We start from the raw sequence: 25,582 nt of genomic DNA on the forward strand, positions 1-25,582 counted from the left end.
GCATCGTCGAGGTCGGCACCGACGGCACCGTGACCTACCGGCCCTACAACGACTTCCGCGGCACCGACACCTTCACCTACACCCTGGGCGCGGCCAACACCTTCATCCCCGTCTCCAACACCGCCACGGTCACCCTGCATGTGATCAGCCCGATCCTGGCCGCCGACGACACCTACACGGTGCTGATGAACGGGCCCACCGAGCTGACGCCGGCGCTGGGCGCCAACGACACCCGCTACCCGGGCACCAACTTCGACCTGGGCGCCATCACCATCGTCACCGCCCCCAGCCACGGCATCGTCGAGGTCGGCACCGACGGCACCGTGACCTACCGGCCCTACAACGACTTCCGCGGCACCGACACCTTCACCTACACCCTGGGCGCGGCCAACACCTTCATCCCCGTCTCCAACACCGCCACCGTCACCCTCACCGTCGTCTCGGAACTCCCGACCGCGGTCAACGACACCGTCACCGTCGCCGAGGACAGCATCGCCACCACCATCGATGTGCTGGCCAACGACAGCACCATCAACGCCGGCCCCAAACCGGTGCAGAGGGTGAGCGACCCCGCGCACGGCGCCGCGTCCATCACCGCCGACGGCGCCACGATCGTCTACACCCCTGACCTCAACTTCAACGGCACCGACACCTTCACCTACACCCTCGTCGGCGGGTCTACCGCCACCGTCACCGTCCACGTCAGCCCGGACGGGTTCACTTCTACCGTCGCCGCACCTGACGCCAACGGCATCGTCACCGGCGTCGTGGCGCTTACTACCCCGGTCCCTGTACCGGTGGTCTACGCCGTCACCAGCCCGCCCGCGCAAGGGCACCTGACCTTCAACGCCACTACGGGTGCGTTCACCTACACCCCCACCAACGCCGCCCGGCTTGCCGCGTCCGCGACCACCGTCGACACCTTCACCGTCACCGCCTCCGACGGCGTGACCACCGCTACCGACACCGTCGCCGTCCCGGTCAGCCCCGCCGCCTTCACCTTCACGGGCAGCCTCGACGTCGGGCTCTATCCGGCCGCGGTGACGATCAGCCCCGACGGCACCCAGCTCTACTTCGCCGACTCCATGGGTACGGTGTCGGTGTTCGACAGGACCACCAACACCGTCACGGGCACGATCGGCGTGGGGTCCTCTCCGGTCGCATTGGCGATCAGCCCCGACGGCACCCTTCTGTACGTCGCCAACCAGGGCAGCGCCTCGGTGTCGGTGATCGACACCGCCACCCAGACCGTCACCCGCACGATCCCCGTCGGGTCGATACCGACGTCGGTGGCGGTCAGCCCCGACGGCAGACAGGTCTATGTCGCTAACCAGGGCAGCGCCTCGGTGTCGGTGATCGATACCGCCACCAACACCGTGACTCACACCATCGCGGTCGGGTCCGGTCCGCTCGCGGTGGCGGTCAGCCCCGACGGCAGGCGGGTCTACGTCGCCAACAGCAGCAGCAACACGGTGTCGGTGATCGACACCGTCATCCACACCGTCACCGCCACCATCGCCGTCGGAGACGCTCCCGGCGCGGTGGCGGTCAGCCCCGACGGCACGCAGGTCTACGTCGCCAACAGAGTCGGCTCCACAGTGTCGGTGATCGACACCGCCACCAACACCGTCACGAAAACCATTACCGTCGAAAACCTTCCGACCGCGCTGGCGGTCAGCCCCGACGGCACACACGTGTACGTGGCAAACTACGCCAGCAGATCGGTGTCGGTGATCGACACGACCACCAATACCGTCACTGCCACGATCCGCCCCTGGGACGGTCCGGTCACTCCGGTCGCGGTGGCGGTCAGCCCCAACGGCACCCTGCTTTACGTCGTCGGCACCAACGGCTCGGTGTTGGTGATCGACACAGCCACCAATGCCCTCGCCGCAACCCCGGTGCACGTCGGCTCCGGTCCCGTCGCGGCGGCGGTGAGCCCCGACGGCACACACGTCTACGTCGCCGACAGCGGCAGCAACACAGTGTCCGTGATCGACACCGCCAACCACACCGTCACATACATCGCCGTCGGAGAGTTCCCCATCGCGGCGGCGGTCAGCCCCGACGGGCAACTGCTCTACATCGCCAACAGACTCGGCGGCTCGGTATCGGTGATCGACACCGCCACCAACACCGTCCTCCACACCATCCCCGTCGGAACCTTTCCGACCGCGGTGGTAGTCAGCCCCGACGGCACACACGTGTACGTCGCAAACGGCTTCAGCCTGTCCGAAGACAGTTTCAGCGAAACGGTGCTGGTGATCGACACCGCCACCAACACCGTCACCGACGTCATTCCCGTCGGATCAAACCCGAGCGGGGTGGCGGTCAGTCCCGACGGCGAACTGCTCTACGTCACCAATTTCGCCGGTGACACGGTATCGGTGATCGACACCGCCACCAACACCGTCACCGACATCATCCCCGTCGGATCAAGCCCGACCGCGGTGGCGGTCAGCCCCGACGGCAGCCTCCTCTATGTGACCAACTTCTTCGCCGACACGGTGTCCGTCATCGACACCGCCACCAACACCGTCACCTATATCATCCCCGTCGGATCCCTTCCGGTCGCGGTGGCGATCAGCCCCGACGGCAGCCTCGTCTACATCACCAATCAGCAAGACGACACAGTGTCGGTGATCGACACCGTCACCAACACGGTCATCCAAGTAATCCCCGTCGGGTCAATACCGGCCGCGGTCGCGGTCAGCGTGGACGGCACACTGGTCTTCGTGGCGAACCAATCCAGCAATACGGTGTCGGTCATCAGCCTCACCTGATCCAACCCGGGCACACCCCGTCGCCGGGGTGAGGGCCCACGCATCGGCTACCTGTGCACCCGAGCATTCCGATCAGCGGCCGAGCCGCTGGACCGCCGCCGAAAGTTGCTCGTAGACCGACAGTTCCGCCCGCAGCGGCGCCAGGACGAACTCCTCTCCGACGGTGTCCACCCGCCTGCGCAGTTCGGAAGCCGCCCGCCGCCGGCGCCGGGCCGCGCCCAACGCCACGAAGGGCCGGATCAGCACCCGCAGCACCAGTCCGAGGGCAAGTCCACCGACGAGAAGCACGGTCGGCCAGGCGAACGGCCCGAGCGATGGGGCATCGACGTCGATCTGCAAGTAGGCCAACACGGCGATCACCCCCAGCGACGCCCCGCCCACAACCGCCGCGGCGAGCAACGCCCACTGGACCGCGCCGACCAGCGCCCACCACCGCGGGGGCCGGTCCATCCCGAGGTTGGTCCCGCCGACGGCGCGGTCCAGCGCATCGGGCACCGCCTCCGAACGAGACTTCGCCGCCTCCAACAACTTTCGGGGCCACGGCGCAGGCAGCCCGGCTGATGCGGTGTCGGCCAGCGCGCGGACGGCACTGTCCACTGCCGCACGTGAGGCCGCCGACGCCGACGGTAACGACGTGCGACGGAGCACTTCGTCTTGCGCACCCGACTGACCTATCCCCAACCGCCGCAACGGATCCGGTCGCACCTTAGCCAGCCAGCGCAGCGGTGGCCAGCCAACCGCCGCCAGTCCGCGCCGGTCGTAGGCACGGCCGACGGCTGCCACCACGGTGGGAACTCCGGCAGCGGCAGCCAACGCAGTCTGCAGCCGTCGCTCGCCGTCGCGCAGCGCGGGATCGGAACGCCGCTGCGGGACCAGTGGGGCGAGGCGGGCGGCGGTCGAATCCAGATCGGCGCTCACCCGCGCGGTCCGCGCCCGGTGGTCGGCCACGGTGGACGCCAGGAAGTCGAGCAGCGGCGCCACCCCGCCAGGTGTCACCGCCGACGTCGTCAACACCGGCACGCCCGCCAGGCCGTCCTCGGCCAGCAGCCGGTGGAGATCTCGTACACACGAATCCAGGTCCGGGGCGGACAGCCGGTCCGACTGGTTGAGGGTCACCACCATCACTTCGCGATGCGCCGCCAGCGGCCGCAGATACGAGTCGTGCAGCACCGCGTCGGCGTACTTTTGCGGGTCGAGCACCCAGACGAAGGCGTCGACGAGACGAACCAGCCGGTCCACCTCGGCCCGATGGGACAGTTCGGTCGAGTCGTGGTCGGGCAGGTCGAGCAGTACAAGCCCGGACAGCTCGGGAGCGGACGACGCATCGTTGTACTGCCGGGTCCCGATCTCCAGCCAGTCCAGCAGCTCGGTGGCACCGGACGGACCGAAGACGATGGCCTGGCTCGCCGACGTCGTCGGGCGCCGGACGCCGACCGTGGCCAGCTGCTCCCCGACAACGGCATTGAACAACGAGGACTTTCCGCTCCCGGTCGCTCCGGCCAGCGCCACCACGGTGTACTCCCCCGACAGCCGCAGCCGGCTCCCGGCCCGCTCGTCCAGCGCGCGGAGGTCGGTCAGCACATCGGCGGGCAGCCGACCGGCCCCCAGCTCGGTCACCGACGACAGCGCCGCCAGTCGGTCCGCGAGGGTCACCGCAGCGCCGCCGCAACGTGATTGGCGACCGCTCGCAGTTCGTCGCCGGAAACCATCGACGATGCCGAACCCAGCACGTCGGTGTACCGGCCACTGTCCTGAGCCAACAATTCGCCGACCCGCGCCAGCAGGTCCTCGCGCGCCTGCCGGGCCAGGCCGCGGACCGCCTGCTCGCCGAAGATCGCCTCCAACACCTTCTGGCTGGCCACCGTCGTGCCCCCGGCCACAGCGATCTCGGCGCCGGTCAAACCAGCCGTCTGGCTGAACACCGCCAGCATCACGACCAGGCCGGCACCGTTGACGCCGTACGACGCCAGTCGTGCCCCCGACCGTTTCGACGCGCCCTCGGTGCGCACCAGCTCGAGCACGAATTTCTCCCAGTCGCGGACCAGCCGTTCGACGGCCTCGGTCAGCCCGGCGGCGGGCCGGGCCAGCTCCTCGGTCAACAAGGGTGCACCGGCCTGATGCCGCGCCCAGCAGCCGTACGCCGTCTCCGCAGCCTCCTCCACCGCGGCCTGCACGACCGTCGCGATGCCGGTTTCCAACGCCGACCCGAGCTCCTCCACCGGTGTCGGCCGCCCGCTCACCGCGGCCACCACGCGGTCCCGGATCCGGCCGACTCGTGACTCCAGCCTGCGCAGGAACTCGCCGGTACCGACCACGTCCTGCCAGCGGGCGAGCACCTCTCCTCGCAACAACGCACCGTCGCGAACCGCCTCGTCCACCCGCGCAAGAGCGCCGTCGTAGGCCGAGTACACGCAGGACTGGAGCTGCTCACGGACGGCGGACTGCTCATCGGCCGCCTGCGCCAGCGCGTACGTGCGGGGCGGGAGGCTGCGGAGTGCCCCGTCAAGGGTGTAGCGCACCACCGCGGCCCGCTGCTCCGCGTCGGCGGTCAGGCTCGCCAGCCACGACCGGATGGGCGCAATCGCCTTGTCCCGCAACAATCCGCCACGCAGAGGCTGCTCGACCACGACGAACAGCGGCGCGTCGCCAAGCCCGTTCGCCGCGAGCATGTCCGACAGGTGCGCGCCCACATCCTTGACCGCCTCGGGCGGGCAGCGGTCGAGCACGATGGCGATCGCGGTGCCGCGGTCCCGAGCGGTGTGGAGCATCTGCCAGGGCACCGCGTCGGCGTACCGGGCCGCGGTCGTCAGGAAGATCCACAGGTCGGCGGCGGCCAGCAGGGTGGCCGCGAGCTCACGATTGGTGCTCACCACGCTGTCGATATCCGGGGCGTCGAGCAGCGCGAGCCCGGGCCCGATCCCGGGATTCGTCGCCAATCGCAGGCCGTCCGGCCCCGATGAGCGCGGCAATTGCGGCAGTATCCGCTCGTCGGTGAACCACATCAGGTCCGAGGGATGACACACGATCACCGGGCCCCTGGTGGTCGGCCGCAGGACGCCGGCCGGGCTCACCTCGCTGCCGATCAGGGAGTTGATCAGTGTCGACTTCCCGGCGCCCGTCGACCCGCCGACCACCGCCAACAGCGGGGCATCGATACTGCGCAACCGGGGGATCAGATAGTCGGCCAGCTGGCCGGTCAACTCGCGGCGGTCCCGCTCGGCCTGCCACGCCGACGGCGCCGGCAGCGGGAAGGTCGTCCGCCCCAGCACTTCGCCCAGAGCATCCACCGCATCAACGAGATCGGTTGCTTGCGTCATCGCTTCTCGTCCACGCAGTAATCGTGTCACCGCTGGTCAGACCTGTCTGCCATATCGCGCTCGGGTGTTCAGGCCGAATCGAAACCGAGCTCGGCATCGGTTACGGCTCGGTTCGCGGGCAGCCGAACGTACCGTTGGTGTGCCCGATCCGGGAGGGCGGCAGTTCATAACCGCGTCCGCGACGAAGGAACTTCAGATGACAGCAACGACGGCGGTGCGCCCGATCACCGCGCTGGTAGCCGTGACATACCTGTCGATGGTGGCGGTCAACATCGCCGCAAACACTCTGCCGATCAACGGGATTCGAACCGGCGACGTGTCGGATGCCTATCCCAACCTGTTCGCGCCTGCTGGATACGCCTTCTCCATCTGGAGCGTGATCTACCTGCTGCTCGGGTTGCACGTGCTCTATCAGTTCGGCCTGTTCCGGGGTGGCCCGTCGACCAGCGACCGCGCGGCGCTGCTGGACAAGGTGGGCGTGTACTTCTCGATCTCCTCGCTTGCCAACGTGGCGTGGGTGTTCGCGTGGCACTACGACGCGATCGCGCTGTCGGTGGTGCTGATCGTGGTGATCCTGGTTTGCCTGGCGCTCATCACCCGCATGGTGGTGGCCGCGGGCCTGACGAGGCGGGAGAAGCTGTTCGTCGGTGTGCCCTTCAGCGTTTACTTCGGCTGGATCACCGTGGCCACGGTCGCGAACGTCACGGTGTTTCTGGTCAGTGTCGGCTGGGACGGCTTCGGTCTTGCCGAGTCGACCTGGACCGTCGTCGTGCTGTTCGCCGCGGCGGCGATCGGGACGATGACGATGCTGCGCAACCGCGACGTCGCCTACGGTGTCGTGCTGCTGTGGGCCTACACCGGCATCCTCGTCAAGCACCTGTCCGCCGACGGTTTCGACGGCGGGTACCCGCGCGTCGTCACGACGGTGATCGCGTGCCTGGCGATCTTCCTTGCGGCGGTCGCGGTGCTGCTGTTTCGCCGCCGGAGCGAGCCCTCGGTTTCCTGACGTTACGAGGCAAACCGGCCGTGTGGTTAGGCTCAGCCGTGCTGAATCGCACCACACAGAGGGCGCGGGTCACGCCCGGCGAACATCCGAATGGGTGAGCTGTGGGCGACGATGCTGCCCGCCGCCATCGCCGTCGCACTGAGCCCGACCGGGATCATCGAGCTGATCCTGATCCTGTTCTCCGCGCGGGCCCGCCGGAATGCGCTTGTATTCCTCGCCTCGGTCACAGCGGGAGTGTTCCTGCTGCCTCTCCTCGGTGCCTCGATCCTCAGCGCCACGGTCGAGAGCGACACACTCGCCGCGGAGACGAGTACCGCCATGGCGTGGGTACTCATCGGGTTGGGTGTGCTGCTGGTCCCGTTCGCCGTCCGCAGCTTCCTCAAACGAGACGACCCGACGCCCCCGGCGGTGTTCGCCGAGATCGCCGGAATGGGTTCGTTCGCCGTTTTCATGCTCTCGCTGACCGTCGTGTGGCTTAACCCGATCAACGCTCTGGTGTTGCTCTCGGTCGGGTCTTACCTCGCCTCGATCCACGTCTCGACCATTGCTGTGCTGACGTCGCTGGCCGCATTCACGGTGCTGGCCACCGCGCCCTTCGTTGCGGTGGCTTTGTTCCTGATGTGCGGTGGGGAACGCGCCGGCGCGGCACTCGCCAGGACCAGACAGCGGATCGTCGACCATAACCGCATCATCATGGCCGTCGTCCTCGGTCTGCTCGGCGTGGTGCTCGTCGCCCAGGGCATCGCCTCGGTTTCGAGCTAGTCAGCGCCGGTCACGCCCCTACGGTGGCTTCGGCGCTGCGGGCGGGCCGGGCCTTGACGACGGTGTTGAAGATCCGTTCCACGCTTTCCTCTTTCACAGCCTCGAGCATCGCGACGAACAGGTCATACCCTTCGCGTTGGTATTCGACGACGGGGTCGCGCTGCGCCATTGCGCGTAAACCGATTCCGTCCTTGAGGTAATCCATTTCGTACAGGTGCTCACGCCATTTGCGGTCGACAACGGTGAGGATCAGATCGCGTTCCAGCTGGCGCATCGTGCCCCGACCGGCCGCGCCGTCGACTTCGGCTTCCCGCTGCGCGAAGGCGTTCTCGGCATCGCGGACCAGCGCTGTGAGCAACCGCTTCCGGGTCACCTTGACATCGCCACCCCTGGCGTGTGAGTGGGTCAGCATGCGGGGGTCGACGCTGGCCGGGTACAACGTCTTCAGCGCGGTCCACAGCGCGTCAAGATCCCAGTCCTTGGGCGAACTCCTGGCGGTGGCGGCGTCTACATAGCCGGAGACGACCTCCCGAATCATCTGCAGCACATGCGATCTGAGATCTCCGCCCTCGAAGATCCGCTGGCGTGCCGCATAGATCACCTGCCGCTGCCGGTTCATCACCTCGTCGTACTTGAGAACGTCGCGACGCTGCTCGAAGTTCTGCTGCTCGACCTGTGTCTGCGCTGTCTGGATCTCCCGAGCGACGATCTTGGACTGGATCGGCAAGTCGTCGGGGACTTTCAGCCGATCCAGAAGCCTCTGCACTCCTTCGCCGTTGAACCTCAACATCAACTCGTCGCCGAGTGACAGGTAGAACTTCGTCTCACCGGGGTCACCCTGACGACCCGAGCGGCCCCGCAGCTGGTTGTCGATACGGCGCGATTCGTGACGTTCGGTGCCCAGGACGTAGAGGCCTCCCAGGCCGGTGACCTCTTCGGCCTCGGCGGCGGACAAGGCCTTGACGAGCGGCCGCTCCTCGCGCCAGCGCTGTTCGTATTCCTGCGGTGTATCGGTCGGATCGAGACCCTGCGCACGGAGCCGCTGATCGGTGAGGAAATCGACGTTGCCCCCCAGCACGATGTCGGTGCCGCGACCGGCCATGTCGGTGGCTACCGTCACGGCGCCCCGTCGACCACCCTCGGCGACGATGGCCGCTTCCTCCTCGAGATGCTTGGCGTTGAGCACGGTGTGCGGAATGTTCCGCTCGGTGAACTGCCGCGACAGGTATTCCGATTTGTGGACGCTGGTCGTGCCGATGAGCACCGGCTGCCCCTTGGCGTACCGCTCGACCACGTCGTCGACGACCGCGTTGAACTTGGCGAGTTCGGTCTTGAAGATCACGTCCGGCTCGTCCTGGCGGACCATCGGCCTGTTCGGTGGAATCGTGATCACGCCGAGGCGGTAGATCTCGAGGAACTCCGCGGCCTCGGTGAGCGCTGTCCCGGTCATGCCGGCGAGTTTGTCGTAGAGCCGGAAGTAGTTCTGCAGCGTGATGGTGGCCAGCGTCTGGTTCTCGGGTTTGACCTCCACGCCTTCCTTGGCCTCGATGGCCTGGTGCAGACCCTCGTTGTAGCGGCGCCCGACCAGGACCCGGCCGGTGAACTCGTCGACGATGACCACCTCGCCCTCCTCGCTGACGATGTAGTCCTTGCAGCAGTGGAACAGCTCCTTGGCCCGCACCGCGTTGTTGAGATAGCCGACCAGTGCGGAGTTCGCGACCTCGTAGAGGTTGTCGATGCCCAGTTGGTCCTCGACGAACGCGACCCCCTTTTCGTGGACCCCGACCACCCGCTTGCGCTCATCGACCTCGTAGTGCTTGTCCCGTACCATCAGCGTTGCGAGCCGCGCGAATTCGGCGTACCACATCGTTGACCCCTCGGCCGGCCCGGAGATGATCAGGGGCGTTCTCGCCTCGTCGATGAGAATCGAGTCGACCTCGTCGACGATCGCGTATCGGTGGCCGCGCTGAACCAGGTCGGCCGGCGAGTGCGCCATGTTGTCGCGCAGGTAGTCGAAACCGAACTCGTTGTTGGTGCCGTAGGTGATGTCGGCGGCGTAGGCCGCCCTCCTCTGGTCGGGCTTCATTTCTGCGACGACGACGCCGACTTTCAGCCCGAGGAAACGGTGCACCCGGCCCATCTGTTCGGCATCCCGCTTGGCGAGGTAGTCGTTGACGGTCACGACGTGCACACCCCCACCGCTGAATGCGTTGAGGTAGGCCGGCATGACACAGGCGAGCGTCTTGCCCTCTCCGGTCATCATCTCGGCGATGTGCCCGTAATGCAGGGCCGCACCTCCCATCACCTGCACGTCGTAGGGGCGTAGCTCCAGCACCCGCCACGCGGCCTCACGGGCCACGGCGAACGCCTCGGGCAGGAGGGCCTCGAGACTTTCCCCGGCCGCGTGTCGGCGCTCGAATTCTGCGGTCTTGGCCTTCAGCTCGGCGTCCGTGAGTTTCTCGACATCCTCGGCGAGCCCGCCGATCGCCTCGACGACGGCGTTCAGGCGCTTGACCATCCGGCCTTCGCCTAACCGGAGCAGCTTTGCGAACACGGCTCTGAACTGCTGTGACTATGCCGGGTCTTCGGCGCACACCAAGGCGCGGCCCTCAAAAGCGTCGCTCACCTCAACATCGTGCCGATTCTCCGGCGCCGACCGGTACGACCAAGCGTCCGTTTCGGTGAGGTCTTTCGACCCTAACAACCCCCGGGGGTATGGGCGTTGACTCCCATGAAACACGGTGTCGGCCTTGACAGCAAACGGGGGTCGCGGCACGTGGGCACCTCATGCGCGAGAAATGCATCATGACGAACGAGCTCTACGTCCTCGACAAGGCCGAGGTAGCCATCTCGGTGGGTGGCATGACGTCGGGCAGCACCGTCTTACCGCGGGACGCGGGGCCGGGCATCGAGGCTCGGCCCCGCGTCGTACACCCAAGCCGATATCAACCCCCGCTATCGAGTCTTTGCGTTATCAACAACGGGCAGAGAACCGTTCGGGACCATCGAGCCAGGCCGTCCGACGCGCCCGGTGGTAACCACCGCTAAATGATGAGCGCACCAACTTATTTGGAATCGGTGATATCTCGCCGAATCGCAGACCGTCCGTGCCCGTGTACCGCGGTCCGGTCAGCTGGATCGCCGACCAAAGTTTCGTTCCGGGGACCAAGGACCCTATTACCCATACGGGTATGGGCGTTGACTGCAGCGAAGAACTCGACCAGCACGACAGTCAACTTGCGGCCGTTTGCCGCAGCTGTCGGGCTGGGATTGCCATTCCCACTCCAGGAGTAAGACATGACCACCTCCCCCGACGTCTCACGCCGAGAGTCCGCTGAGAAGTCCAAGGCTGCAGCGTCGCAGACGGTGAAGTGGGAACTGGTTCATGCCGAGCCGGGCTCGCTGGTGTTCGCGGTGCCGGGCCTCAAACCCACACACCCGCTGGTGCGACGCGCCGCACGAGGTTCCAAGGGTTGGACGCCGAGCGGCTCGCTCGAGAGGCACGCCCTCCCAGGGTCGGAGGCATCCGGAGCCCATCCCGCGCTTCAATACGCCCACAACATCGGCCGAGTCGGCGTCTTGGCGGCGGCACTCGGGGTCGGCGCCGCCCTGGCCGCCGCCCAGAAGCCCGCTGTCGCTTGGGCCGAACCCACCGAGACAAACGCGGGCACGACGTCGACCTCGGCGCCGGCGGAGGCGGGCTCGACCACTGAGACGTCGGAGCCCTCCGAAACGCCGTCGGCGCCCGCCAGCACCGTGAGCAGTTCCGGAGGCGCGCAGACGTCAGAGTCCGCCGCCGCCGCCGAGGCCGAAACCTCAACGGAGTCGCCGTCGCAGACCTCGTCGACGGTGTCGGCGCCCGGCGGCACCGGCCCCGAGGTGACAGTGAGCAGCTCGGGCGGCGCGTTGACGTCCGCTGAGGCAGCACAGGAGCCGACCCCGGAAACCATCGCCGAGACACCCGCGACGACCGCTCCGGTCGATTCGGTGCAGGAGGCGCCGGTGCAAGAGGCCACGCCCGCCGCAGCTACGGCCGCGCCGGAGGCCCCGGCACCTGAGATCACGTCGTCGGCCGACACGCCCGAAACGCCGCAGGCGATCACGCCGGAAACCCCGGAGTCGCAAGCGAGCTCACGGCTTACCACCGCACCCGCAGCCGCCCCGAGCGTAGCTGTCTCCACCACCGGACCGGCGCCCGTGTCCGCATCCGGCCCGGCAGCCGGCGAATCCCCCACCGCCCTGGTGACCACCAGCGGCGAAGCACTCACCACGGCTGCGAGTGCCGAACCGGCCGCGCTGAGCGTCGCCCCGACTCCGGAGGCTCCGGCGCCGGTCGGGTTCATCAATCGGGTGATCACCACCCTGCTGGCCCCTTTCACCCCCACCTCGGCCACCCCGGCCACCGCCCAAACCCCCGTGCTGTGGGGCGTGTTCGCCTGGGTGCGACGCACCTTCTTCAACTCCACCCCCACCCTGACCTACGACCCCACCACAACCACCCAGGTCGACGACACCATCACCGGCCGGCTCACCGCCGCCGACGCCGACGGCGACACCCTCGCCCTGACCGCCAGCACCCCGGTCAACGGCGGCACCGTAGTCGTCAACTCCGACGGCACCTTCACCTACACCGCACCCGAAAGCATGTACAACACGGGTGGGACCGACACCTTCACCGTCACCGCCGTCGACACCAGCGCCTACTGGCATATGCACGGATTCTCCGGATTCCTCAACGCCATCACCTTCGGCTGGCTCGGCGACGACGGCCACGACGTCACCACCACCGTGAATGTCACTGTCGCCCCGGTCAACTCCGCCCCCATCCCCGGCACCCCCGCCTACACCCTCGGGGCTGCCGAACCGTCCACCGGCGCCGTCGCCGGCGAGATGCACGTCACTGACCCCGACCTCGACACCCTCACATACCTCGTGGCCGGCGGACCCGCGGACGGCAACGTCATCCTCAATCCGCTCGACGGCACCTTCACCTACACACCCACCCCCGCCGCCCGTCACGAGGCATCGGCCGAGAACGCCACCCCTGACCAACTCGCCGACAACTTCAACGTCAGCGTCGACGACGGGCACGGCGGCGTGACCTCCGTCCCCGTCGCCGTCTCCATCGACCCGACCAATGTCCCACCGAACATGACTCTGGTTGTTTCAGACCCCAATGCAGAAGGCGCGGTTAATGTTTCGGTCACTGTCACCGACCCCGACACCGACCCCGTCACGTACATCGTGGTACAGAATCCTGCATTCGGAACGCTGACCGCGACCGCAGGCGGCTACACCTATACCCCCAGCGCCGAAGCGCGACATACCGCGGCTGCCACCCCCGGCATCGACACCGACACCTTCCAGCTGCGTGCATCCGACCTGCACCACGGCATCGACACCGAAACCGCCACTGTCACAATCAGTCCCGACAATATCGCCCCGTCCGGTCTGACGCAGACGGTCAACATCCCCGACCCGGTGACCGGAATCGTCACCGGCACCATCACCGGCACGGACGCCGACGGTGACCCGCTGACCTTCACCGGCACCGCCACCACCCCCGAGGGCACCGTGATCGTCGACCCCGACGGCACATTCGCCTACACACCGACGCCTGAGGCCTGCCACGCGGCCGCGTCCGACACCGCCACTCCCGACGAGAAGAGCGACACCTTCGACATCACCGCCGACGACGGACACGGCGGCACCGCCGTCCTCGCGGTCACGGTGCCGATCAGCCCGGTCAACACCGCACCGACCGGCGCCGCAACACCCGGCGCACCGAACCCCGTCACGGGCGTGGTCACCGGCACGATCACCGGCGCCGACACCGACGGGGACCCGCTGACCTACGGCGGCACCGCCACCACCCCCAAAGGCGCCGTCACGGTCGACCCCGCCGGCACCTTCATCTACACCCCGACCCCCGACGCCCGCCACGCCGCGGCCGCCGAGGACGCCACGCCCGATCAAAACGCAGACACCTTCAACGTCACGATCAACGACGCCCACGGCGGCCTGACCTCCGTCGCGGTCACCGTCACGGTCAGTCCGGCCAACAGCGCACCCACCGGCACGGCGGACGTCGACGCCCCCAACCCGGACACGGGCGCGGTCACCGGAACGATCACCGCATCAGACCTCGACAACGACGCACTGACCTTCAGCGGCTCGGCCAGCACCCCCAAGGGCGCTGTCGTCGTCAACTCCGACGGCAGCTTCACCTACACCCCGACCCCTGAGGCACGGCACACCGCGGCCGCCGACACCGCCACGCCCGATCAGAAGGCAGACGCGTTCTCCGTCACAGTCACTGACGGCCACGGCGGGACGACCGCGGTCCCGGTCACCGTCACGATCAGCCCGTCCAACAGCGCGCCGACCGGCACCACCACCGTCAACCCGCCCGACCCGGCCTTCGGGGTGGTTATCGGCGCGGTCACCGGCACCGACACCGACGGCGACGCGTTGACGTTCAGCGGCACCGCCACCACCGCCAAGGGCAGCGTCGTCGTCAACACCGACGGCACCTTCGGCTACACCCCCAATCCGGTTGCGCGCCATGCCGCGGCGGCCGACGGCGCCACCGACGCCGACAAGCAGGACACCTTCGACATCACCATCGCCGACGGCCACGGCGGCCTGACCACGGTTCCGGTGACCGTGGCGATCAGCCCTGCCAACATCGCCCCGTCCGGCACCGCGAACCCCGGCAGCCCTGACCCCGCCACCGGTGTCGTTACCGGCACGGTCACCGGCGCCGACACCGACGGCGACACCTTGACCTACACCGGCAGCACCACCACCGCCAAAGGCACCGTCGACGTCAACACCGACGGCTCCTTCACCTACACGCCCAATTCCGTTGCGCGCCATGCTGCGGCAGCCGACGACGCCACCGACGCCGACAAACAAGACACCTTCACCGTCACCATCGCCGACGCCCACGGCGGCACAACGACCGTGCCCGTGACGGTGACGATCAGCCCCGCCAACGCCGGACCCACCCTGCAGACCACCATCTCAGACCCGAACCCCGATACGGGTGTGGTCACCGGATCGGTCACCGGCACCGACCCCGACGGCGACCCGCTGACCTACACCGGCACCGCCACCACGCCGAAAGGCAGCGTAGTGGTCAACACCGACGGCATCTTCACCTATACGCCCGATCCAGACGCCCGCCACACCGCGGCCGCCGATGACGCCACCCCCGCCGACAAGCAGGACACCTTCACCATCACCGTCACCGACGGGCATGGATTCACCACCGTCGAAACGGTTTTCGTCGCGGTCGACCCCGACAACACCGCGCCGTCGGGCACCGCGACCCCCGGCGCTCCCGACCCCGCCACCGGTGTGGTCACCGGCACCACCATCGGCACCGACCCCGAGGGCGATCCGCTCACTTACAGCGGTAGCACCACCACCTCCAAAGGCGAGGTGGTCGTCAACGCCGACGGCACCTTCACCTACACCCCCACCGACGAAGCGCGCCACACCGCGGCCGCCGACAATGCCACCGAAGCCGACAAGCTGGACAGCTTCGACATCAGCGTCAACGACGCCCACGGCGGCGTGACCGCCGTCCCGGTGACGGTGTCCATCGGCTCGGCCAACGCCGAACCCACACTGCACGTCAACGTTCCCGATCCCGATTCCGCCACCGGAGTGGTCGCCGGCTCGGTCACCGGCACCGACCCGGACGGCGACACCGTGACGACCACCCTGACCGGCGCCTCGGTCAAGGGCAGCGTCACCGTCGACCCCGACGGCACCTTCACCTACACCCCCACCGACGAGGCCCGCCACGCTGCCGCGGCCGACACCGCATCACCCGCCGACAAGCTCGACACCTTCATCGTCACGGTCAACGACGGATACGGCTTCTCCACGCCCGTCATCATTTTCGTTTCGGTCAGTCCTAGCAACACGGCACCCAGCGGCGCCTACACGTCCGGCGACCCCGACCCCGCGACCGGCGCGGTCACCGGCACCGTCACCGGCAGCGACGCAGACGACGACATGCTGAGCTACACCGGCACTGCCACCACGCCCAAGGGCAGCGTCGTCGTCAACCCGGACGGCACCTTCGACTACACGCCGACGCCTGTGGCTCGCCACGCTGCGGCCGCCGACGGCGCCACCGACGCCGACAAGCAGGACACCTTCGACGTCATCGTCAACGACGGCCACGGCGCGACGACGCCGGTGTCGGTCACGGTGACCGTGGGGTCGGCCAATGCCGCACCGACCGTGAATCCCTCTGTGGCACAACCTGATCTGACGAGCGGACTGGTCAGCGGGTCGATGAATGTCGCGGATTCCGACGGCGACACCGTGACGTACACCGTCACGGCCACCCCGGGCAAGGGCAGCGTCACCGTCAACCCCGACGGCACCTTCGAATACTCGCCCACGCCGGAGGCCCGCCACGTCGCGGCCGCAGACGGCGCCACCGACGCCGACAAACAAGACACCTTCACCGTCACCGTCAACGACGCCCACGGCGGGGTCGTCACCGTACCGGTCAGCGTGGCGGTCGGCCCGGCCAACGCCGCCCCGGCCGGCGTGCCGACGTTCGGCCAGCCCGGCACCGACGGGCTGGTCAGCGGATCGCTGAACGTCACCGACACCGACGGCGACACCCTCATCCACACCCTCACCGGCGACGCCGCGCACGGCGCGGTCGTGGTCAACCCCGACGGCACCTTCACCTACGCCCCGCAGAACAGCGCGCGCCTCAACGCGGCCAACACCGCAGGCGTGGACACCGACAGCTTCACCGTCACCGTCTCCGACGGCCACGGCGGCACCACCGACATCATCGTGGCCGCGGTCCCCGTTGCACCCGCGGACGCCGTCGTCACTGCCACCATCCCAGGTTTCACAAACCCGCAGCAGGTGGCGGTCAGCCCCGACGGCACCCACGCCTACGTCACCAACTACTGGGGCAACTCGGTGTCGGTGATCGACACCGCCACCAACACCGTCACCGCCACCATCCCCGTCGGCCAAAGACCGCACCTTGTGACGGTCAGCCCCGACGGCACCCACGCCTACGTCACCAACTACTGGGGCAACTCGGTGTCGGTGATCGACACCGCCACCAACACCGTCACCGCCACTATCCCGGGCTTCGACGGACCGATTGGGGTGGCGGTCAGCCCCGACGGCAGCCAGACCTACGTGACCAGCCGCAACAACACCGTGGCAGTGATTGATACCGCGACTAATACCGTCACCGCCATCATCCCGGTCGGCAGCAACCCGCAGCAGGTGGCGGTCACCCCCGACGGCACCAACGCCTACGTCGCCAACACCAACGCCGGCACCGTGTCGGTGATCGACACCACCACCAACACCGTCACCGCCACTATCCCCGGCTTCACCACCCCGTACGGGGTGGCGGTCAGCCCCGACGGCGCCTACGCCTACGTCACCGATTACACCAGCAACATCGTGTCAGTTATCGACACCGCGACCAACACCGTCACCGCCACCATCCCTATCGGCGATTATCCGTACGGGGTGGCGGTCAGCCCTGACGGCAGCCTTGTCTACGTCGCCAATTTGTCGAGCAACACCGTGTCGGTGATCGACACCGCCACCAACACGGTCATCGATACCGTGCCGGGCTTCAACAGCCCGGCAGGGCTGGCGGTCAGCCCCGACGGCACCTATGCCTACGTCACCAATGTGACCACCAACACCGTGTCGGTGCTCTCCCTCGTGCCGGCCGCACCCGACGCCAGCACCACGGTCAGCACCCCGGACCCGGCGACCGGCGACGTCACCGTGACGCTGACCGCCAGCGACCCCGAAGGCGACCCCCTGACCGTCACCAACACCGCGCCGTCGAAGGGCAGCGTCGAGGGCGTCGACAATCTCGACGGGACCTGGACCTACACCTACACACCGACCGACGACGCCCGCCACGACGCCGCCGCTGACGCCGCGACACCGACCGACAAGCAGGACACCTTCACTATCAGCGTCACCGACGTGCTCGGTGGCACCGCTGTGCTGCCGGTGCTGGTGTCCATCAGCCCGCTCAACCTCGCTCCCGTCGGCGGCACCTCCGCCTCCGGTACCCCCGACCCGGTCACCGGCAAGGTCACCGGGACGATCAGCGGCGTCACCGACCCCGACGGAGACTCGCTGACCTACACCGGGGCCACCACCGCCAAGGGCAGCGTGACCGTCAGCCCCGACGGCACCTTCACCTACACCCCCACCCCCGAGGCCCGCCACACCGCCGCCGCCGACACCGCCGGCCCAGAAGACATGACCGACAGTCTCACCGTCGCCGTCGGCGACGGCCACGGCGGCAGCATCGGTGTGCCGGTCAGCGTGGACATCAGCCCGGCCAACGTCGCGCCCGCCGGTGTGACGGCCAACCCCGGCACCCCCGACCCCACCACCGGTGTGGTCACCGGATCGGTCACCGCCACCGACCCCGACAACGACCCGCTGACCTTCACCGGCACCACCACCACCGCCAAGGGCAGCGTCGTCGTCAACGCCGACGGGTCGTTCACCTACACCCCCACCGATGCTGCCCGCCACCTCGCGGCCGCCGACACCGCTTCTGCGGCAGACAAACTCGACGAGTTCACCGTCACCGTCGACGACGGCCACGGCGGCACCGTGAGCGTGATCGTCGGCGTGGACATCAGCCCGGCCAACACCGCCCCGGCCGCCAGCCACACCGTCACCGCGCCCGACCCCGACACCGGGGTGGTCACCGGATCGGTCACCGGCACCGACCCCGACAACGACACCTTGTCCTACACCGGCACCGGCGCCACCGCCAAGGGCAACCTGATCGTCAACGCCGACGGATCGTTCACCTACACCCCCACCGACGACGCCCGCCACGACGCGGCCGCCGACACCGCCACCGACGCCGAAAAGCTGGACGAGTTCACCGTCACCGTCGATGACGGCCACGGCGGCGCCACCGCCGTGCCGATCAGCGTGACCATCGACCCCGACAACGCGCTGCCGGCCGCCGACCACACTGTCAACGCCCCCGACCCGGCCACCGGCGTGGTCACCGGCACAGTCACCGCCACCGACCCCGACAACGACACCTTGTCCTACACCGGCACCACCACCACCGCCAAGGGCAGCATCACCGTCAACACCGACGGATCGTTCACCTACACCCCCAGCGCCGATGCGCGCCACCTCGCGGCCGACGAGAACGCCTCTGCGACGGACAAACTCGACACCTTCACCATCACCGTCGACGACGCCCACGGCGGCACCGCCACCGTCCCCATCACCGTCACCATCACACCCGCCAACACCGCACCGACCATCGCGCCAACCAACACCGACCCCGATGTCCTCACCGGGCTGGTCACCGGGTCGCTGAATGGTGCCGATACCGACAACGACACCATCACCTACACCCTCAACACCGGCCCGGCCAAGGGCACGGTCACGGTCAACCCCGACGGCTCGTTCAGCTATGACCCGACCGACTTAGCTCGCCTCCAGGCCAACCTCACCCCCGAAGCCGATACCGACACGTTCACTGTGACCGTCGACGACGGGCACGGCGGCGCCAGTCAGGTCGACGTCGCGGTCCCGGTCGGCGCCGGGCAAGCCACGGTCACCGACACCATTCCGGTCGGAAGCGGTTCGGGATCTGTGATGAACAGCGGCGACGTCATTTACGTTGGTGCCGGCAACTCGGTGTCGGTGATCGACAGCACCACCAATACCGTCATCGACACGATCTCTGTCAGCAATCCGTCAGGCCTGGCGGTCAGCGGCGACCGCCTCTACGTCTCGAATTGGAGCAGCAGCACGGTGACGGTGATCGACACCACCACCAACGATGTCGTCACGACCATCCCGATGGGGGGCAACTGGTACCGCCCCATGAGCTCGGCGGTCAGCGGCGACCATCTCTACGTCGCCAACTACGGCAACCCCTCCTGGGAACCCGGCTCCACCGTGACCGTCGTCGACCTGGCCACCAACACTGTGGTCACCAGGATCTCAACCGGCTCCTACCCATACGGCGTCGCGGCAAGCGGCGACCACGTGTACGTCACGAATTCCGGTAGCGGCACCGTCTCGGTGATCGACACCGCCACCAACACCGTCACCAACACCATCACGGTCGGCAGCCGTCCGATGGGCGCGACGGTCCACGGCGATCGCCTCTACATCACCAATTTCAACAGCAACACGGTGACGGTGATCGACACCACCACCAATGCCGTGGTCGGCGACCCGATCCCGGTCGGTCGCCAGCCGTACGCAATAGCGTTCAGCCCCGACGGCAGCCTCGCCTACGTGGCCAACTACGGCGACGGCACCGTGACGGTGATCGATCCCACCACCAACGTGGTGGTCGACGCCGACGCCACGACTGCCGGCGTCAATCCCATCCATGTCGGCGGCGCTCCGGCCGGTGTTGCGTTCAGCCCCAACGGCAGCGCGTACCTTAGCGACTCGGTCGGCACCAACGTCTCGGTCGTCACGATCGAGCAGAACGGCCCGCCGGTGGCCAGCGACCCCGCGTACACCATTGACACGGTGCATGCCGACACCGGCATCGTCGACGGCGCGGTTCACGTCACCGACCCGAACAACGACACGCTGACCTACTCCGCCCCGGCGACCACCGGCAAGGGCGGCAGTGTGACGGTGACGCCCACAGGGTCGTTCACCTACACCCCGACCGCGGAAGCCCGCCATGCCGCCTCGGCCGACGGCGCCTCGGAAGCGGACCGGCAAGACAGCTTCACCGTAACCGTCGACGACGGCCGCGGTGGGACTGTCGCCGTCCCTGTGGTTGTCACGATCAGTCCCGTCAACGCCGATCCAGTCAGCAGCGGGCCGACGGTCGGCAACCCCAACGGGGCAGGTGTCGTGGCGGGATCGCTCAACGTCACCGATATCGAAGCCGACGCCCTGACCTATCACCTCAGCACGGCACCAACCTTCGGGCGGGTCACCATCGACCCGTTGACTGGCGCCTACACCTACACGCCCTACACCAACGCCCGCCTAATCGCATACACCACGCCCGCGCAAGAGGCTGACACCTTCACGGTAACCGTGACCGATGGCCACGGCGGCTCCACCGAGGTCAGCGTGGTCGCCGTCCCGGTTTCGCCCGCCGACGCCGTCCTCACTGAAAGCGTCGCTACAGGTTCCGGATCGTACGGGGTGGCAGTCAACCCGGCCGGCACCCGCGCTTACGTCGTCAATCAGGTCAGCGGCTCGGTGTCGGTGGTCGACACCGCCACCGATACCGTCACCGCCACCATCCCCGTCGGCGTTGGCCCCCGTGGCGTTGCAGTCACACCGGACGGCAGTTACGCCTACGTCACGAATTACGGCAGCCACACGGTGTCAGTGATCGACACCGCCCTCAATTCGGTGGCTGCCACGATCGCGGTCGGTGGCAATCCACAAGGGGTGGCCATCAGCCCCGACGGCACTCGCGCCTTCGTCGTCAACAGCCAGAGTGGCTCTGTGACAGTCATCAACACCGCCGATAACACCGTGGTCACAACCATTGCCGTCGACCCCTATGGCGGCGGTGATCCGATCGGGGTCGCGGTCAGCCCTGATGGCACCCGGGCTTACGTGACGAGAGCCGAGAAGAACAACGTCGCGGTAATCGATACCGCCACTAACACGGTGATCGCCACCATTCCTGGGATGGCTTGGCCGCACGGGGTGGCGGTCAGCCCCGACGGCACCCGGGCCTATGTCGCAAACACCAGTAGTTACTCGGTGTCGGTGATCGACACCGGCACCAATTCGGTCATCGCCACGGTCCCCGTAGCCGGCAGGCCATCCCAGGTGGCGGTCAGTCCGGACGGCACGATCGTTTACGTCTCACCGCTCGACGGCAGCAACTCGGTCTCGTTGATCGACACCGCGACGAACACTGTCGTGGACACGGTGGCCTTCCCCGCCGGTGCCCGACTGCCAGGTGTGGCGACCAGTCCCGACGGTATTCACGCCTATGTCACCAACAACACCTCCGGCACCGTGTCGGTGATCTCCATCGGGCACAACGATGCCCCGGTGGTCGCCGATCCCGCGTACACCGTTGAGACGGCCCAACCGCACACCGGCATCGTCGGCGGCGTGTTGCACGTCACCGACCCCGACGGCGACTTGCTGAGCTACGCCGTGACGGCGGCGCCGACCCAAGGCACGGTCACCGTCAACCCGGACGGGTCGTTCAGCTATGACCCGACCGACGCGGCCCGCCTGCATGCCGGCCCGACCGACACCGACGGGTTCACCGTCACCGTCTCCGACGGCTATGGCGCGAGCACCCCCGTCACTGTCACCGGAATTCCCATCACACCAGCGCAATTCGCCGACATCGCCGACATCCCGGTCGGCAACAACCCGTTCACGACGGCGGTCAGCCCCGACGGCGCCCGCGCTTACGTGACCAACTTCGACAGCAACACGGTGTCCGTGGTCGACACGGCACGCAACACCGTAATAGCCACCATCCCGGTCGGCACCGGCCCACTCGGGGTGGCGGTCACTCCTAACGGCACCCGCGCCTACGTCGCGAATAGCGGCTCCAGCACGGTGACGGTGATCGACACCGCCACCAATGGGACCAGCACCATCAACCTCGGCCCCGCCGGCGGTGGCTCTCCATGGGCGGTGGCGATCAGCCCGGACGGCACCCGGGTCTACGTCACCAACCCCGGAAGCGGCCTCGTGTCGGTGATCGACACCGCAACCAACACCGTGATCGACACCAATCCCGGCATGGGCGGTGTTCAAAGCATCTACGTCGCCGGTCAACCGCGTTCAATTGCGTTGAGTCCCGACGGCACCCGCGCCTACGTCGGCAACGTGAGCAACAACAAGGTTTCGGTGATCAACACCGCAACCTACGCCGTCACCGACACCATCAATGTGGTCGCGCCGTACGGGGTGGCCGTCAGCCCAGACGGCACCCGTGCCTACGTCACCGCCAACTACAACTCGGTCTCGGTGATCAACACCGCCAACAACTCTGTCATCGCCACCATCGACGTCGGCAGCAGCCCCAACGCGGTGACTGTCAGCCCAGACGGCAGTCTCGCCTACGTCACCAAGCCCTCGAGCGGTACCGTCGCGGTGATCGACGCCACATCCAATGCGGTCACCAACACGATCGCGGTCGGCAGCAGCCCCAACGCGGTGACGGTCAGCCCCGACGGCGGCCGTCTATATGTCACCCACTCCGGCACGCGCCCGGTATCGGTCATCTCGCTGGCCGGCAACACCGCGCCAGTGGCGGCTGATCCCGCCTCCACCGTGGACAACGTGAACACGGCGACGGGGATCGTCAATGGGTCGATGAATGTCAGCGATGCAGACGACGACACGCTGAGTTACGCCGTGACCACGGCCCCGACCGACGGCAAGGTGACCTTCGGCCCGAACGGGTCGTTCACCTATGACCCCAATGATGCTGCGCGCCTTCACGCGCAAGAAACCCCTGGCACGGACGCGGACGGCTTCACTGTCACCGCCACCGACGGCTACGGAGGCGCCACACCCGTCACCGTCACGGGTCTCCCGATTTCGCCGGCGGAAGCGACTGTCAAAGCGGCCGCCTCGGTCGGCAGCAGCCCGACCGTCGTGACAGTGAGCCCCGACGGTGCCCGCGCCTACGTCGCCAACCCAGGTGGCGGCACCGTGTCGGTTGTCAACACCGCCACCAACGGCGTCATCCATACGATCACCGTCGGCGGGAACCCGAACGGGCTCGCCCTCAGCCCTGACGGCACCCGGCTCTATGTGCCGAACACGACGAACGGCACCCTGTCGGTGTACGACACCAGCAGCTACAACCGTGTCGGCGTCGTGGGTGGTATGTATAACCCCGCCGCCATCGCAGTCAACCCGGCCGGTACGCGGGCGTACGTTGCGAACTGGGGCACCAATTTGGTGTCGGTAGTCAATACCACCAATAACACCCTCGTCACCAACATCAGCCTCAACGCCTATGTGGGCGGCTTAGCGGTCAGCCCGGACGGCACGCGAGTTTACGTCGCCAATAACAATGCAAATTCAGTGTCGGTGATCGACACCGCCACCAACACCGTGATCGGGACCCCGATCCCGGTCGGCTACTCACCATATGACGTCGCGTTCAGCCCCGACGGCACGCGCGCCTACGTGTTGAACAGCAACGGCAACTCGGTGTCGGTGATCGATACCGCCACCCGCGTCGTCACCGCGACGATCACGGTCGGCTCGCCACAAGGGTTGACCCTGAGCCCCGACGGCAGCCTCTTGTACGTCTCCAGGAGGGGCGGCAGCAACTCGGTGACAGTGATCGACACCGCCACCAATTCCGCGATCGGCGGCCCGATCCCGGTCGGAAACTCACCGGCGGACATGGCGGTCAGTCCCGACGGCAGCCGCATCTACGTCACCAACTCAGCCAGCAACAGCGTGTCGGTGATTCACCTGGTGGGCAACAGCGCGCCAGTGGCCGGTTCCCCGGCCTACTCGATCGACGGAGTGAACTCAACGACCGGTGCCGTCATGGGATCAGTGCACGCTACCGATCCCGATGGCGACACGCTTGGTTACAGCGCGGTCGTACCAGCCGAAGGCCAACTGGTATTTGACCAGGCTGGCCACTTCACGTTCATTCCTTCGGACGCGCTTCGGCTTCGCGCCGGCGTGACTCCCGAAACCGACACCATGACCTTCACTATCAACGTGACCGACAGTCATAACGCCACCACCGCCGTGCCGATCAACGTCCAGCTGTTGCCAGCGACCGCAACCGTCACCGACACGATTTCGGTGTCCCCGCTGCCGGTAACGGTCGCGCTGCGACCAGGCAGCACCACGGGTTACGTCGTTATCGGGAGCAACAACACGTTGGCGGTGATCGACACCACCAGTAACCAGGTCGTGACGTACATTCCCGTCGGCATCAACCCATTTGGCGTGGCCGTCAGCCCCAACGGCACCCGCGCCTATGTCACCAACAGCGGCAGCAACACGGTGACGGTGATCGACACCAAGACCAACGGCACCACTTCCTTCTATACCGGCGGCGCCAGCCCATATGCCGTCGCGTTCAGCCCCGACAGCAGCCACGCCTACGTGACCAACAGCGGTAGCAACACCGTGTCGATCATCAACACGGCGAACAACGCGGTGGAGGGTACTGTCCTCGTCGCCCCGAATCCGAAAGGGATCGCAATCAGTCCAGACGGCACGCGGGCTTACGTCGCGAGCCAAATTGGCGTCGTGTCGGTGATCGATATCGGCTCGCGCGCCGTCACTCCCATCTCGGGCTTCGACGCTCCCGTCGGGGTGACGTTGAGCCCCGATGGCGCGTTCGCCTACATCGTCAACAGCGGCGACGGCACTGTTTCGGTGATCGACACCACCGACAACAGCATCATCACCAACATTCCAACTGGTGGTGTGAACCCACAACTGGCCGCGATCGGTGGTGACGGCAGCCTGCTCTACGTGGTCAACAACGGCAGCGGCACGGTGTCGGTGATCGACACCTTCAACTACGCCGTGATCACCACCATCCCGGTGGGTAATCTCCCAGTTGGGGTAACCGTCAGCGCCGACGGCGATCACGTCTACGTCGCGAACAGCAACGGCTCCACGGTGTCGGTCATCTCGGTCGCCCCGAGCGGACTCTAGGAATCGATGGCACCTCGCGTGCCGCTTCT

At 67.4% G+C, this 25,582-nt stretch carries 7 protein-coding genes and 1 pseudogene; 4 read left to right on the forward strand and 4 right to left on the reverse strand.

Annotated features, from left to right (window positions below):
* Positions 1–2,783, forward strand: a 2,783-nt coding sequence (locus ABGB19_RS20500) for a beta-propeller fold lactonase family protein (protein ID WP_347687838.1), incomplete at its 5' end; no start/stop codon positions are given.
* 72 nt (positions 2,784–2,855) lie between these two features.
* Here the strand turns inward: ABGB19_RS20500 and ABGB19_RS20505 are convergent.
* Entirely contained in the window at positions 2,856–4,436 is a 1,581-nt protein-coding gene (locus ABGB19_RS20505; RefSeq protein ID WP_347687839.1) for a GTPase, read from the reverse strand.
* Positions 4,433–6,100: a dynamin family protein gene (locus ABGB19_RS20510; RefSeq protein WP_347687840.1), complete on the reverse strand. Its 1,668-nt coding sequence runs from the start codon at positions 6,098–6,100 to the stop codon at positions 4,433–4,435. Before ABGB19_RS20510 ends, ABGB19_RS20505 begins: the two co-directional genes overlap by 4 nt.
* 196 nt (positions 6,101–6,296) lie before the next feature.
* Between ABGB19_RS20510 and ABGB19_RS20515 the strand changes: the two genes are divergently transcribed.
* Positions 6,297–7,106, forward strand: a complete 810-nt coding sequence (locus ABGB19_RS20515) for a tryptophan-rich sensory protein (RefSeq protein WP_347687841.1) — start codon at positions 6,297–6,299, stop codon at positions 7,104–7,106.
* A 90-nt stretch (positions 7,107–7,196) separates the two neighbouring features.
* Positions 7,197–7,868, forward strand: coding sequence for a GAP family protein (locus ABGB19_RS20520; RefSeq protein WP_347687842.1), 672 nt, complete (start codon positions 7,197–7,199; stop codon positions 7,866–7,868).
* 64 nt (positions 7,869–7,932) lie between these two features.
* Here ABGB19_RS20520 and secA read toward each other — a convergent pair.
* Both secA and ABGB19_RS20530 read right to left on the reverse strand, forming a co-directional pair.
* Positions 7,933–10,422 (reverse strand): annotated as a pseudogene (gene secA, locus ABGB19_RS20525) (preprotein translocase subunit SecA); the annotation flags it as partial.
* Positions 10,423–11,413: 991 nt separating this feature from the next.
* Complete coding sequence (locus ABGB19_RS20530; protein ID WP_347687843.1) at positions 11,414–12,136, reverse strand: hypothetical protein; 723 nt, start codon at positions 12,134–12,136, stop codon at positions 11,414–11,416.
* Between ABGB19_RS20530 and ABGB19_RS20535 the strand changes: the two genes are divergently transcribed.
* Positions 12,111–25,553, forward strand: coding sequence for an Ig-like domain-containing protein (locus tag ABGB19_RS20535; protein WP_347687844.1), 13,443 nt, complete (start codon positions 12,111–12,113; stop codon positions 25,551–25,553). The genes ABGB19_RS20530 and ABGB19_RS20535 overlap by 26 nt on opposite strands.
* The last annotated feature ends 29 nt before the right edge of the window (positions 25,554–25,582 follow it).

Source organism: Mycobacterium sp. B14F4 (assembly GCF_039871645.1).
In the GTDB taxonomy this organism is placed as follows: Bacteria; Actinomycetota; Actinomycetes; order Mycobacteriales; family Mycobacteriaceae; genus Mycobacterium.

What these genes read in the sequence shown, in the direction of transcription:
- ABGB19_RS20510 (WP_347687840.1), bottom strand. Translation starts at nt 6,100, where the DNA reads ATGACGCAAGCAACCGATCTCGTTGATGCGGTGGATGCTCTGGGCGAA.
- ABGB19_RS20515 (WP_347687841.1), top strand. Translation starts at nt 6,297, where the DNA reads ATGACAGCAACGACGGCGGTGCGCCCGATCACCGCGCTGGTAGCCGTG.
- ABGB19_RS20520 (WP_347687842.1), top strand. Translation starts at nt 7,197, where the DNA reads ATGGGTGAGCTGTGGGCGACGATGCTGCCCGCCGCCATCGCCGTCGCA.